An 11,888-nucleotide genomic window follows, 5' to 3' on the forward strand; every position below is an offset into this window, starting at 1 on the left:
TGACGACTGTCCTTACTCCAGAAATCGACACATCGGACGCAACCATGCGTTTCCCCGAAAGTCTCGCTGGAGACGAAGGATGTGACCAAGGTTTCCTCGAGACGGCGCGCAGCTCGATCATGATGGCGGCGAGCCCGATTATTGGACCTCACATCTCCCGATCTGGCCTGTCCAGAGTGACAGACCGAGCGAGTCTGCCACATGTGGATCGCTCGTATAAAGGGGGAAACCGAGCGCCGACAGCGCCAGCAGCGTGGTACGGTCGGAACCGATGTGCATCCGGTCGATGTTCAGCTCGTTGTACACATGGCCGTGCGAACCTGGGTCAATGCCCGTGATGATCACGGCCGGCGCGCCGTTGTGCAAGGCGTAAAGGACCGCTGTGATCCCGGTCGAGAACTTCTCCTCCAGATGCATCTCGAAATTGGGCACGCCCATCACCGCCTCGTAGAGCGCCATGCGCTGGTGACGGGTGATGTTGCGCAGGTCGCGGCAGCGGTAGTCGAAGGCCGCGATGTTGCGGCGCAATTCCTCCATCGTGCGGTGTGCGCGCACAATCCAGAGCAGATCGGTCTCCTGGCCGGTCAAGATGGCGCGCACGGCTAAGGCGTTGGGCTTGGTCGCGTCAAGCTGGTTGACGTAAAGAAATGTCGCGTCAGGAGTACCCATCCCCCAGCGTGCCGTGACCGACTGCGAGCCATTCACGGTAAAGAGGGTGAAAGCATCGCGCCGAAAACCCACCGGCAGGTTTGAGACCGGCGCGGAGCCCACGATGAAGACCGGCTTTGTAAGCGGCGCGGGGTGCCGTGGCGGCTGAGGGTGCAGCAGGCGATATGCCAGTTTCCGCTTAATCACGAGAAGCAGGTAATCCAACAAGCGCTTGCGCAGCGGCTTCCGTGCATCGGGATTCATGCTGCGCTATGTTTCCCGGGCATATACTCCCCCTGGCAGCCATCGTTCATCAGCGGCTTGTGTCCACGCTGCTCGTGGTGGATGACATGACTAAGGTAGCGCGTTTCTACAGTCTGACCACCCGTCTCGCAACGAAACAATGTCGACCGTGCGATGCCAAAATGCCTTTTCTAGTGCGGTCGGCACCGCAGTTAGACCAGCCCAATCCACCAAAATGCTCGTGTTGAACGCGTCGCTTCCAATCGCGGACAACGGCGGCGGTGCCAGGGGACGATTAAGCTCGGGAGAACCTGTCTTCAAACCTGCCTCGCTGATCACGAGCGCCATGAACTCTTCGGCTATCCGTACAAGATCCGGATCAACGGAGGTGAATGACCGCTGCACAGATTGAATCTGAACCGCCAGGAGTGATGCGATCAGGCCCGCTAGACGGCCGGCGATACAGACTGCCGGTTTACGCGTCGAGGGATAGTGATCAAGGATGGGTCGGCGCACCTCGCTGCTAATCGACACGACGTTAAAGCGACGATCGGGCCTGTTTCAGGACGCATATGTCGATGACCAATATCTCGAATGTGTTGAGACAATTAAATACGAAAAAATCTCCGTGTCCTCTTTATCAATTCTATTGAATCAATCCACGGCGTCACAGTGCGTCAGCCGACTGAAAAATCGCGCCTGTTCGTCAATCTCGTTGGGGAAGTTGACCCGCCGCTATATCTAAACGGCACCTCGCAACAGCCACGCTATGTGTCGCCCGATTATATCTCCCCCGGCGGTTCGGCTGGTTGGCTAAAGAAACTTAAGCGAAAGATTCTCGGCTGACATGTCCCTGCCACATTGCGGTCGCAAATGCGCGTCGCCCTTTTCATCATCGGCTCCTTGATGCTGGTCTTTTCGATCTGGCGTTTTTGGTCGGCGCGGGGGCTCATTTCGACGCGCGTTGCGCTCGTCATGATTTGTCTGGCTGGGCTGGCGCTAACTGCAGGGACACTGGCATGAGCCTGGGGAGACCAACGGCAACCCACGATGAAAATCGGGCCGTGGCCAGAACCAACATCCAATCGATCCTGGTTAATCAAACCAAGTTCATTGGCGATGTTATTCTCACCTCGGTGCTCACGCGTCATCTTCGAGCGACGTACCCAAAAGCAACCATCGCGCTTTTGTGCGCAGCCGGGCTCGAGCGCTTCGTCGTTGCTCAGGGCATTGCCGACATGGCAATTCCGTTTGGCCGTCGACGCATGCGAGGCACCACATATGAGAGAGTGTCCGAGCTCTACAGAGTGACGTCCACGATACGACGGCAAAAATTCGACCTGACCATCGATCTCTCGGACTCGAAGACGTCGCGAATTTTGACGCGACTTATAAACGCTCCGATCCGCATCGGGTTCGATCCGCCTGAGAACCCATTAAGATTCTGGGAGACGCAGCCTGCAAATGTCTTTGCGGCCACGTACGGACATGGCGGAGAACATTATCTCTACCGGTATCTGTCCCCGCTTGCGGCACTTGGAATCGAGTTGGCAGACCCGGTACCCTCCTTGCAGCCCATCGAGGCATGCCAAGTCGAAGCAAGAGAGTTGCTCGCGCGAAACAATGTGGCAAAAGGATCGTTCATTGCGGTGCATGCCGGTGCCAGCTTCGAAGGCCGCTGTTGGCAGCCAGAACGGTTCGCTTCGGTAATTGGTGAGATCTACCAAAGGAGCGGTCTCACCGCGGTAATCGTCGGCGGCCCGGACGAGGCTCCCATTGCGCAGAAAGTACTGGATGCCGCGACCTCGCCAGTGGTCAGCCTTGTGGGAAAGGCCTCGCTCGAGGTCCTGGCCGCGCTGCTCAGCGAGGCATTCATGTTTTTGGGTAACGAAAGCGGCCCGATGCATCTGGCCGCCGCTGTAAAAACGCCAGTGGTTGGACTGTTCGGCCTGACATCGCCCGATATCTGGGGACCTCTCGGCGTGCCCAGTCGGACGCTGAGACCCTCGATGCCATGCCAGTGCATCGCCAAGGGCATCTGCAAGGAAGACGAAACCGGTGGCGTGTATTGCGTGCAACGGCTGCCTGTAGCCGATGTCGCCAGGTCGGCATTGGAGCTTATCGATGTCCTCCGTCGTAACCCCATCGCCGTTTGAACTGCGAAATCATTTCGCTAGCCATCCCGTTATTTTGACGCCCCGTCCCGCCGCAAGGTTCAAAAGCCCGGTTCGCCCGGGCTTTTTTGTTGCGCGCGTTGGTCGTCAATCGGCCGTGCGTGACCCAACAGGCGGATCAAACTGTTTGGTCGACCAGCTCCATTTGCGCATCGTTCATGCGCCCACCGTGTATTGTGATCGTGGAGAAAGCCGTTTCGATCTCACCAAGATCGGCGGACGTCAGCTCGACATTGAGGGCGCCCAGGTTCTCGTTGAGATGATCAAAGTTGCGGGTGCCTGGGAATCGGAACAATCCACGGCTTCCGCGCCAGAAGCCCAAGCCAATGCGATTTGAGAAGGTGTTGCCCCCTTCCTCTCTGCAAACCGCTTCAGCAAATCAACAACCGGCTTATTTGCTGCCAGGTTTTCAGGGCTGAAGCGCGAGAACCCGGATCGAAGGTCGGTTTTTGGGTCGAACTTCGTGCTGGCATCGATTTTACCGGTCAAGTAACCCATTCCAACCAGGCCCCAAGGGACGAAGCCGATTCCAAGCTCCTCGCAAGCGGCAAGGACGCCGTTTTGTTCCGGGCCTCTTTCCATAAGCGAGTATTCGGTCTGGATTGCCGCCACCGGTTGAACAGCATGGGCGAGGCGGATTGTCCTTGCACTCGGCTCGGAGAGACCAAAGTGCAAAAACCTTGCCTTGCTGGATCAGGTCCTTGATCGCGCCGGCGACGTCTTCGATTGGCACATTCGGATCGACCCGGTGCTGCTGGTAGAACAGATCGATACGGTCTGTCTTGAGGCGTTTCAGCGATGCCTCAGCCACCTGTTTGATATGCTCCGGCCGACTGTTGAGCCCTATTGTCCCGTCAATCGCAAAACCGAACTTGCTGGCGATGGTGACTTGGTCACGGAAAGGCGCGAGCGCCTCGCCGACGAGCTCTTCGCTTGTATAGGGGCCGTAAACCTCGGCGGGCGCCTTCTGCGCCATTCGGCCGCCGATGCCGGCGGTTGCAACCTTCCCTTACGGCATTTTTGTCACAGATCGGTTCCGATCGGTTTATCCACAACCTCCGATATTGATCCGGTGTTTTCGCTGTCGCTAATGTACCGTCCATTGCGTGATTTGGCGGGGAATCAGGGCAAGACACGCAATGTCGCCGGCCACTTTCAGTGGTCAGCGCGGCGGACCTGCGCTTGGCCCTGCGGCTGGCAGACTACACGCTACAGCCGCAGGGCCTTGACCAGCGATCTTGGCGGGGGGCGCCGGCCGGCGAACATGTACTGAGAGAAATTGAAGACGAAACATCTAAATGAAGTACGCCGGCTGAATACCGCTTACGCTGGGGAATGACCCGAAATGGGTCAACAAGGTTGGCATTGCAATTGCATCGGTGGGCTCGGGGCCTGGGGTGGAGGGCTCGTCGTTTCGCGAATGATCGGCGGGCCCTCTCAGTGATCGTCAACACCGCGGCATCCGCCCTTAGGTTGGAGATTGATAATGCCAAAATACGTTGTCGAAGAAATACACGGCAATACGGTTACAGCGTCCCAAAGCACTGTTGCGCCTTCACCGTTCAAAGCCGCCGCCAATGCGACTGGCCGCTTGATGACGCTATGGTCCGGTGAGCCGGCGTGTGTGCGCGTCACTGAATTCGGGATGAGCCGTTCGTTCACCTACGCTTATTGCGGCTATTTTTAAGGCGGGTTTGCTGGCGACCAGCACGCCAGGTTGATCAAGCCGACCTTCAGCGCCGGGCGCGTTCGCGCGTCCAGGTGGGTTCCAAGGGAACGGCAGCAGCGCTTTTCCAATGTTCAGAATTTCTCCTGGTCCGCAAACCCTGGCAGCGATTTGTGCAACGTGAGTTGAACCGCGTCAAAGAACTGCCGGACTTCATGGCGCGCAGCTTCGGTTTCATAGCCTCGCTCGATCGCGACTGAAAGCAGGTGGCTGGCTGTTTCCCGCCAGAATATGACTGCATCCTCGCCATGAAGTCGGCCAATGGTGTTGGCAATGAGCCGCACAGTGGAAATCTCTCGGCTGATCGGGAACGCGACAACTGACATCGACGGAACAATCCTGGCGCCATGAATCGAGAATTAATCTTCGACACAAGGCGTACCGCCAAAATCGGAAACGGATCGTTAAGGCCGCGCCTGGCGATGCCCGGACCGGGCAGGTCGGCCACGGCGAGCTTCTTTCTTCATGTTCCGATTGAGTGTTAGTTGCGCGAAAGTCGCCCGCCGCCTGCAAGCGGCGGGCTTCTCCTCCTCCCCACGCCATTCAGGTCAATCCATCATCTTGACGATCTTGCGTGCGCCTGGACGCTGCGATTGACGCCATCATCTCCAGGCCTACCCCAAACTTGAGACAGCTTTGAACGTTCCTGGGTTAGCCTTCAGTCCATCCCCAGCCCGTCTTTCATGGGACTTAAGTCCGGCGTGTCGCGCGCAAAGGGCGGGAAGATGTGCCACCCCGGAACTGCGACTGCTCGTTCTCGTTGCTCACCGCAAGTTACGGGAGGAGCCCCATGGAGAAGAGTGTTTACCAGGCCCGCTGGCTACTGGCGCCGATCTTCGCTGCCTCCATGGCGTTCCTGGCGATTGGCATGCTCGTTAACTGAGGGTCGATTTCAATGGCATCTGCGCAGCTACGTCCCTTCCTGCGCCGATAGGGTTCGCACCGCCACGCCGCCGCGGCGGTGCGAACCCTCAATTGCCGCGTGCCTGCGATCAACATTCGGACGGTGCGGGGTTGGGGTGCGCCTGCCGGACGGTAAGCGCCAAATCTGGTCGGAGCCGAAACATCAGAATGAAGTACGCCGGCTGAAGATCCTGGGGAACATTAGCGGCCTCTAAAAGTTCGAGTAATGGCGGGTAGTGCCCTCCACTCCCTGCCGAAGATCGGGCCACAGACCGATCGGGCCCGCGCTTCGCCGCCAGAAGCGCGGGCTCACTTTTTGCCGGCAACGGGCTTGCGGAACGCGCCTCCCGACACAATCGCCTCGGCCTCTACATGCCGGGGCAGGCTTAAGTCCTAACCAGATCCGGCAAAGGTCCTATCAGCATTAGGACCAAAGCCCGAATTGGGAACATCGTCGGGAAAGGCACGTTCGCCTCCAGGTGTCCGCATCAACGCCGACTATCACAGGAAGAGAGCCGCGAGAGTGATGCAAATTGCGGTTCGCTCGCATCAAGGAGAGAATTATGAGAATCCCCTTTTCGACTTCACTTGCCGGAATCCTGCTTTTGGCCGGCGTCGGAGCGGTTGCCGCGCAGGACGTGATCATCGAGCCGGAGCAGGAAACGATCGTACGCGAATACGTGAAGAAGCAGCCGCTCGCCTCGGTCAAGATACCAGGGGTAGAACTGAACATAGGGTCCGCCCTCCCCGACACGGTCGAGCTGCATGAAGTGCCGAATGTGAAATATCGCTATGTCGTTGTTGACGACCGGACTGTCCTGGTCGATCCCGGCACGCGCAAGATCGTGAAGATCTTGCAGTGAAATGGCTGTGCAATGAAATAACTCCACCGCCGCCCTTCTTTGAGCGGCGGTGGAATTAACTTCAGGGGATCAGGATGCCCTATGATTTGATGGAAGCTATGTTCGAACGGAGGAATGAGGGCGCCCAAATATCAGGTGTATACGATGTCCGCCGCAAGCAGAAGGCCAACCTGGCGCCTCGCAGACTGGGCGAAGCGATTCAATTCGTGGCGTTAGCCGCACCCGAGTGCTACATCGTGCGGTCAGCAACTGTGGCGTTCGGCGAGAAGGCGAACGGCAGCCTCCGCGCAAACGATTGCGCAAGGATCTGGTCCAAATACGGAATGTCGCTTTTGGACAGGGTTTGAAGCCCGACATCACATGCTGGCACTGCTTCACTTGTTCGCAGAACCAACTGTTCTAAATGTCGAGTCATCCAAGCAGGGTAGGCGAAGACACGGCTTGGTGAAACCCAGGCATCAATTGAACCGTGCGATACGTTGAGAATTTCTATCAACATTGGAGCAGGCTTTCACTGGCCTTGCAGTTCCTCATTGCTGGCGGCATCGCCCTCCTGGCGGCGATGCTGGTGGTGGGCCTTTGGGTTACATCGCAGATCAGGGAGGCCGTTATTCGCAATTCCGCCGGCACCACCGCCCTTTATGTCGACAGCGTGATTGCGCCGCTTCTGCCGGACATGCGCAAAAGCCAGCTGCTCAGCGACAGTGTCAGGCGAGCGCTCGACGAAACCCTGGACCAGGGCGCGCTTGGAAAAAAGCTGGTCTCGTTCAACCTCTGGGGGCGTGACGGCAAGATACTATACGCCAAGGACCCACGGCTGATCGGACAGGTGTTTGAGCCGAGTGCGAACCTGATACGTGCGTTCAAGGGAGATGTAGTCGCCGAATTCGACAGGCCGGACGACAGCGAGTGGCAGGAGCAGAAGGTGGCCAACTCCCCCCTGCTTGAGATTTACAATCCGGTGCGCGAGCCATGGTCGGGCGATGTGGTTGCCGTTTCGGAATTCTACGAAATCGCCGACGACTTCCAGAAAACCCTCAACGCGGCCCTGTGGTCGAGCTGGCTTGTCGTGGGAGGAGCGACGGCGGCGGCGCTGGCAATGTTGTCCGGCATCGTACTTCGCGGCAGTCGCACAATCCAGAAACAGCGGTTGGCGCTTGAAGCAAAAATAGCTGAACTTCAAGAGCTGCTATCGCAAAACTCGAAATTGCGCCATCGCGTACAGCGCGCCTCGCGGCGTGCCACGGCGATCAACGAGCGCTATTTGCGTCGCATTGGCGCGGATCTCCACGACGGCCCAGCTCAGCTTGTCGCGTTAGCGGCGCTGCGCATGGACAGCCTTCACCTCATCGATCCAGCCGCGCCATCGAGAGATCGCAAAGCCGAGATAGCAGACATTCATCATACGCTGGACGAAGCAATGCGCGAGATACGCGCCATCTGCAACGGCCTTGTGCTTCCACAGATCGAAACCGCGGCAGTTGGGGACATATTGCGCCTTGCCGTTACCGAGCACCAACGCCGGACAGCATCCTCGGTATCGCTTACACTTCCCGCCAGGCTCCCTGAACTCGGAACATCCGAAAGGATCAGCATCTATCGTTTCGCCCAGGAGGGTTTGAACAACGCATGGCGTCATGCAAATGGCAAGGACCAGGCGGTCGACGCCTCGCTGACGGGCGGGAAGCTCAAAATACAAGTCTCGGACGGCGGCCCTGGCTTCGATCTGGCATCAAGCCAAGGGCTCGGCCTCGCCGGCCTGCGGGAGCGCATAGAGAGCATTGGCGGACATTTCGAAACGTCTTCCAGCACCAAGGGTACGCGGTTGACCGTCACCCTGCCAATCGAGGAACAACAATGAGCGCTGTGGTCCGCATCACTATTGTCGATGATCATCCGCTTTTTCGCGAGGGTGTCGCACGCAGCCTCCGTGAAATCGGTGGCTTTGAAATCGTTGGTGAAGGAGCCACCGCCGCCGATGCTGAAAGGCTCGCCGGGAATGGGCAGCAGGACGTGATGCTGCTCGACATAAGCATGCCTGGCGGAGGACTGCAGGCCGCCGCGAACATTTTGGCAAAGTACCCGGACCAGAAGATCGTAATTCTCACTGTATCGGAAGCAAGTGCCGATCTGGCGCTCGCACTCAAGACTGGCGTTCGTGGCTATGTTCTGAAAGGGGTCCGTTCGAGCTCGCTGGCTGATATCCTGAAATGCATCGCTGCCGGAGAAAGGTACGTTTCGCCCATGCTGTCGGCGCAATTGTTGAACGAGCTAATGCAGCCCGCGACCCGGAAAGTGGATCTTATTGGCCAGCTTTCCGACCGGGAAATTGGAATACTTTCGCTGGTGGCGGAAGGCTTGAGCAACAAGGAGGCCGCAAAGAGGCTCTTCCTGCAGGAGAAGACGATTAAACATCATATGACGCGCATTCTTGCCAAACTCAAGGTTCGCAATCGCACCGAGGCCGCGCTTCTAATGCATGAGTCCAAGACCAAGGCTAGCTGACATAACGCACCAGTGTACCGTGAATTGAGGTTTGGAATTACAGGAATATTGCTGACGCCTTGACGTCACAGGGCTTTTAATCGCGTCACATCAGACGCTTTTAGTGCGCGATCTATGATAGTGCGGCCTTGAGCATCCTTCATCCTGAACCGGCCAGCCTCGATTTTTTCACTGATGCCGTCGGGGTGGACAACCTCGATGACGTTGCCCCGGACCGTCACCTTGTCACCAGTCGCGCGATTTACCCTGCTTGCCTGGCTGCTGGCATTGCCGGCGTCGCTTGCATCATCGCCGCTATCGTCACTGTCACCGCTGTCATTGCCATTGGAGTTGCCGCTATTGCTATTGCTATTGCCGTTGTTGCCATTGCCGTTTCCATTGTTGCCGTTGCCATTGCCGCCTCCGCTGTTTTTTGCGTAAGCAGCAACGGGTTCAATCCCAGGGAACCCCGCATGGTCGAGTTCAATGGTGTAAGCCATGGCTATCAGCGCCAAGGCAGCAGAAGCGATGAGCCGGCAAAACCAACGCAACGAGGGAATGGGCATTCTGCTTCTCCCTTTGTGGCGAGGACAGAAGCATAAGCTCGGCGGCCGGGCCTCATGTCTCATGGTAATCAACTAGTCTAGCATGGTTTTTTTGTCGTTTGGCCCTCTTCACCAAACCGAACGCCGGTATAGCATATCATCAAACATTCGATCCCCTTGAAACGACCCTTCTCCCGGTTTCGTTCCTCACCACAGATTCTTCCGGCCTTCCCGACCGTCAACAATCAGACCTTGGTCTTAATTTGCCGTGTTCAGAAGTCCGAGCCTGTCGGTCTAAAGGCCCGGCGTGGGAACGTCCGCTTGACACTGGCGTTTCCGGCTCTGTTTACAGCCATACCCTCGGGGGAGGGCAAGAAATGCAGCAGCCCCGCTATGTCAACACCGGCAATGGTCCGGGCACCGCGATAGCGGTCTTCATGGCCGGATTAATGGCAATTGGCATTGTGTTCGTGGTTCTAGGCGGCGCCCTGTACCTGAATGAAGAGACCAATGAACGCTCGCTCTCAACTGTCCCTGCCCGCGCGGTCATGACTGTAGACGGTAGCTCAGCAAGATGAGTCCGTGTGGATTGCAATTGCAGCCTTTCAGGGACGTTCGTATCGATCACGACGACTGCTGGTTGCCCGCGTCGTTGATGAACCACGGTAGATGACCAATCATGGAAACGGTTAGCAGGATTTATGATTCTCGTTCGGAGGCCGCCAGCGCAGTCAGAACCCTGCTGCTGACGGGAGTGCCTCGGGAAAACATTACTGTATTCTGGCCTCCGAATGATGATCTGGGAGTTGTCTCGGCCATCCCTGCCGTTGGAGCGGCCTTTGGGGCCTCGGCCGGTCTGTTGGCCGCTATGTCCTTGGCGGTTTATGGTGGGGTTCCTCTCGGAGCAGGATGGATGGCCACGGCAGTTTTCGGTGGTGTGGCTTGTGGAGCCTTCGCGGGTTGGCTTCTCGGCACATTCGCTAATGCTCCGAAGGAGCTTGTCGGAAAGAGCCCTCCACAGGGCGTCGTCCTGGTTGTCGCAGAAGTCGAGGAACAGATCGTAGCAAAGTGCCGCGTCAGCCTTGGCCTCGCGAAACCCCAGGCGGCATATCTGCCGCAGTCGGCATTTCCGTAGAGCTGGTGCTGGACGCCAGCGCCGCGCCGCGACGGCGGCAGGAAGCGATTTGATCGAAACGCGCCCTTGCGAAGCCACTGTGTGCTTTCTTTGCTTCGTGTTCTGGTCGAGTATTAGCCGCGAGATGTTCACTTGACGTGGGACAGTTGCATGCCGATTCGTCGAAAAGCCGGGGATTCGGGTGTTTTCGATCCAACCGAAGTGGCGCTCCTTAACCGCGTGTTCGACCGACTGAAGGGTGAGGGCCAGTCCGAGCATCAACGCGAGACAATCGCCTCCAGGATCCTGGCAAACTACATGGCCGGGGTCGTTGACGAGGATGAGCTTGTATCGGTGTCCAGGCAAGCTCTGGGAAGGTAGTCCTCCGGGTCATCGCGCAGTAGGCCCGGCCCCGGATCAGACGGTCGGGGACCGGGCCTCACCGGAGGGCTTTGCGGGGGGTTCTCCGGCTGGTGAGAATATATGCGTTAATGCTAATATCGGCGAAGCATGCGAACGAAGGAAGCCAAGCCGGGTCACAGGCGATGACAGACAACCGGGAAAGACCTAGATCAATCGCCTAGGGTCGGCGGGTGGTGTAGGCCAACCGCGCCAGTGCAATGCAGTGGCCGCATTTGGATCGTGCTGCTATCTTGCCGGCCGGCGGACCGAGGAAGCATGGACCGATGAACACGGATGAGATGCAATCTATCGCCGACACGCTCATGCGTGTCGTGACGCCAGACATGAGCCCGAAGCAGTTGCTGAACGCCGTCAGGAGCCAGCATCCGAAGGCATCCAAAAAGGACATTGCGCGCGCGGCTTTCTTTTCAATCATTTCGAATGCGGAACAGGACCACGGCAAGGCCAGGAACCTACAGGCATTCGCCATCGCGGAGCGCGTGGGAGGCACCGCCTGAAGTCGTTACCCTAAAACAGCTGCACATCCTCGGGTCAGGCCCCGAGGGCATGCCTTTGCGCGACCTGCACCAGGGTCCGCCAGCTTTGTCATGATGTGCCGCCGCGCTTTCGGGCCTGCACCATTTTCGCCACTCGCAGCATCGCTCCTCGATGAGGTCCCACCAACTCGATAAGCGTCAGCGCCTCGTTCATGGTGATTCCGGTCTCCCGGGCGAGCGCGTTGGCCTGAATTTCCTTTTGGCGATCAAGGTCAGCCCTTTCGTTGTC

At 57.9% G+C, this 11,888-nt stretch carries 13 protein-coding genes and 1 pseudogene; 9 read left to right on the top strand and 5 right to left on the bottom strand.

Annotated features, from left to right (window positions below; genetic code table 11):
* Window positions 1–138: 138 nt before the first annotated feature.
* Window positions 139–912, bottom strand: coding sequence for a hypothetical protein (locus tag MESS2_RS05790; RefSeq protein WP_008873180.1), 774 nt, complete (start codon window positions 910–912; stop codon window positions 139–141).
* Between the two features lie 998 nt (window positions 913–1,910).
* Here MESS2_RS05790 and MESS2_RS05795 point away from each other — a divergent pair.
* Entirely contained in the window at window positions 1,911–3,047 is a 1,137-nt protein-coding gene (locus MESS2_RS05795) for a glycosyltransferase family 9 protein (RefSeq protein WP_083918385.1), read from the top strand.
* 136 nt (window positions 3,048–3,183) lie between these two features.
* Here MESS2_RS05795 and MESS2_RS05800 read toward each other — a convergent pair.
* Window positions 3,184–4,023, bottom strand: a pseudogene (locus MESS2_RS05800) (aldo/keto reductase); the annotation flags it as partial.
* Window positions 4,024–4,551: 528 nt separating this feature from the next.
* Here MESS2_RS05800 and MESS2_RS30655 point away from each other — a divergent pair.
* Window positions 4,552–4,752: a hypothetical protein gene (locus MESS2_RS30655; protein ID WP_244439885.1), complete on the top strand. Its 201-nt coding sequence runs from the start codon at window positions 4,552–4,554 to the stop codon at window positions 4,750–4,752.
* A 113-nt stretch (window positions 4,753–4,865) separates the two neighbouring features.
* Here MESS2_RS30655 and MESS2_RS05805 read toward each other — a convergent pair whose 3' ends face one another.
* Window positions 4,866–5,117 carry a DUF6074 family protein gene (locus MESS2_RS05805; RefSeq protein WP_008873192.1) on the bottom strand — a complete coding sequence of 84 codons (252 nt, stop codon included), beginning with the start codon at window positions 5,115–5,117 and terminating at the stop codon, window positions 4,866–4,868.
* Between the two features lie 1,140 nt (window positions 5,118–6,257).
* Between MESS2_RS05805 and MESS2_RS05810 the strand changes: the two genes are divergently transcribed.
* The 4 genes from MESS2_RS05810 to MESS2_RS05825 all read left to right on the top strand — a co-directional run bounded on the left by MESS2_RS05810 (window position 6,258) and on the right by MESS2_RS05825 (window position 9,062).
* Window positions 6,258–6,557 carry a DUF1236 domain-containing protein gene (locus MESS2_RS05810; RefSeq protein WP_008873194.1) on the top strand — a complete coding sequence of 100 codons (300 nt, stop codon included), beginning with the start codon at window positions 6,258–6,260 and terminating at the stop codon, window positions 6,555–6,557.
* A 74-nt stretch (window positions 6,558–6,631) separates the two neighbouring features.
* The gene (locus MESS2_RS05815; RefSeq protein WP_008873195.1) at window positions 6,632–6,904 is read left to right on the top strand and encodes a hypothetical protein; all 273 of its coding nucleotides are present in this window, start codon (window positions 6,632–6,634) and stop codon (window positions 6,902–6,904) included.
* A 173-nt stretch (window positions 6,905–7,077) separates the two neighbouring features.
* Window positions 7,078–8,418: a sensor histidine kinase gene (locus tag MESS2_RS05820; RefSeq protein ID WP_008873196.1), complete on the top strand. Its 1,341-nt coding sequence runs from the start codon at window positions 7,078–7,080 to the stop codon at window positions 8,416–8,418.
* Window positions 8,415–9,062 (top strand): LuxR C-terminal-related transcriptional regulator, encoded by a 648-nt coding sequence (locus MESS2_RS05825; protein WP_008873197.1) that lies wholly within the window; start codon window positions 8,415–8,417, stop codon window positions 9,060–9,062. Before MESS2_RS05820 ends, MESS2_RS05825 begins: the two co-directional genes overlap by 4 nt.
* 65 nt (window positions 9,063–9,127) lie before the next feature.
* Here MESS2_RS05825 and MESS2_RS05830 read toward each other — a convergent pair whose 3' ends face one another.
* Window positions 9,128–9,607 (bottom strand): hypothetical protein, encoded by a 480-nt coding sequence (locus MESS2_RS05830; protein ID WP_040592239.1) that lies wholly within the window; start codon window positions 9,605–9,607, stop codon window positions 9,128–9,130.
* A gap of 356 nt (window positions 9,608–9,963) precedes the next feature.
* On the opposite strand from MESS2_RS05830, the gene MESS2_RS30660 reads away from it, so the two are divergent.
* From MESS2_RS30660 to MESS2_RS05845, 3 genes are all read left to right on the top strand, one after another.
* Window positions 9,964–10,164, top strand: coding sequence for a hypothetical protein (locus tag MESS2_RS30660; RefSeq protein WP_008873199.1), 201 nt, complete (start codon window positions 9,964–9,966; stop codon window positions 10,162–10,164).
* A gap of 707 nt (window positions 10,165–10,871) precedes the next feature.
* Window positions 10,872–11,081: a hypothetical protein gene (locus tag MESS2_RS05840; protein ID WP_040592241.1), complete on the top strand. Its 210-nt coding sequence runs from the start codon at window positions 10,872–10,874 to the stop codon at window positions 11,079–11,081.
* A 305-nt stretch (window positions 11,082–11,386) separates the two neighbouring features.
* The gene (locus tag MESS2_RS05845; protein WP_008873201.1) at window positions 11,387–11,620 is read left to right on the top strand and encodes a hypothetical protein; all 234 of its coding nucleotides are present in this window, start codon (window positions 11,387–11,389) and stop codon (window positions 11,618–11,620) included.
* 88 nt (window positions 11,621–11,708) lie between these two features.
* On the opposite strand, the gene MESS2_RS05850 is transcribed toward MESS2_RS05845, so the two are convergent.
* A partial coding sequence (locus MESS2_RS05850; RefSeq protein ID WP_040592243.1) for a hypothetical protein occupies window positions 11,709–11,888 on the bottom strand: 180 nt, incomplete at its 5' end.

It is taken from the genome of Mesorhizobium metallidurans STM 2683 (assembly GCF_000350085.1).
GTDB classification, from domain to species: domain Bacteria; phylum Pseudomonadota; class Alphaproteobacteria; order Rhizobiales; family Rhizobiaceae; genus Mesorhizobium; species Mesorhizobium metallidurans.

What these genes read in the sequence shown, in the direction of transcription:
- MESS2_RS30660 (WP_008873199.1), top strand. Translation starts at nt 9,964, where the DNA reads ATGCAGCAGCCCCGCTATGTCAACACCGGCAATGGTCCGGGCACCGCG.
- MESS2_RS05795 (WP_083918385.1), top strand. Translation starts at nt 1,911, where the DNA reads ATGAGCCTGGGGAGACCAACGGCAACCCACGATGAAAATCGGGCCGTG.
- MESS2_RS05810 (WP_008873194.1), top strand. Translation starts at nt 6,258, where the DNA reads ATGAGAATCCCCTTTTCGACTTCACTTGCCGGAATCCTGCTTTTGGCC.
- MESS2_RS05830 (WP_040592239.1), bottom strand. Translation starts at nt 9,607, where the DNA reads ATGCCCATTCCCTCGTTGCGTTGGTTTTGCCGGCTCATCGCTTCTGCT.
- MESS2_RS05790 (WP_008873180.1), bottom strand. Translation starts at nt 912, where the DNA reads ATGAATCCCGATGCACGGAAGCCGCTGCGCAAGCGCTTGTTGGATTAC.
- MESS2_RS05805 (WP_008873192.1), bottom strand. Translation starts at nt 5,117, where the DNA reads ATGTCAGTTGTCGCGTTCCCGATCAGCCGAGAGATTTCCACTGTGCGG.
- MESS2_RS05825 (WP_008873197.1), top strand. Translation starts at nt 8,415, where the DNA reads ATGAGCGCTGTGGTCCGCATCACTATTGTCGATGATCATCCGCTTTTT.
- MESS2_RS30655 (WP_244439885.1), top strand. Translation starts at nt 4,552, where the DNA reads ATGCCAAAATACGTTGTCGAAGAAATACACGGCAATACGGTTACAGCG.
- MESS2_RS05815 (WP_008873195.1), top strand. Translation starts at nt 6,632, where the DNA reads ATGCCCTATGATTTGATGGAAGCTATGTTCGAACGGAGGAATGAGGGC.
- MESS2_RS05840 (WP_040592241.1), top strand. Translation starts at nt 10,872, where the DNA reads ATGCCGATTCGTCGAAAAGCCGGGGATTCGGGTGTTTTCGATCCAACC.
- MESS2_RS05845 (WP_008873201.1), top strand. Translation starts at nt 11,387, where the DNA reads ATGAACACGGATGAGATGCAATCTATCGCCGACACGCTCATGCGTGTC.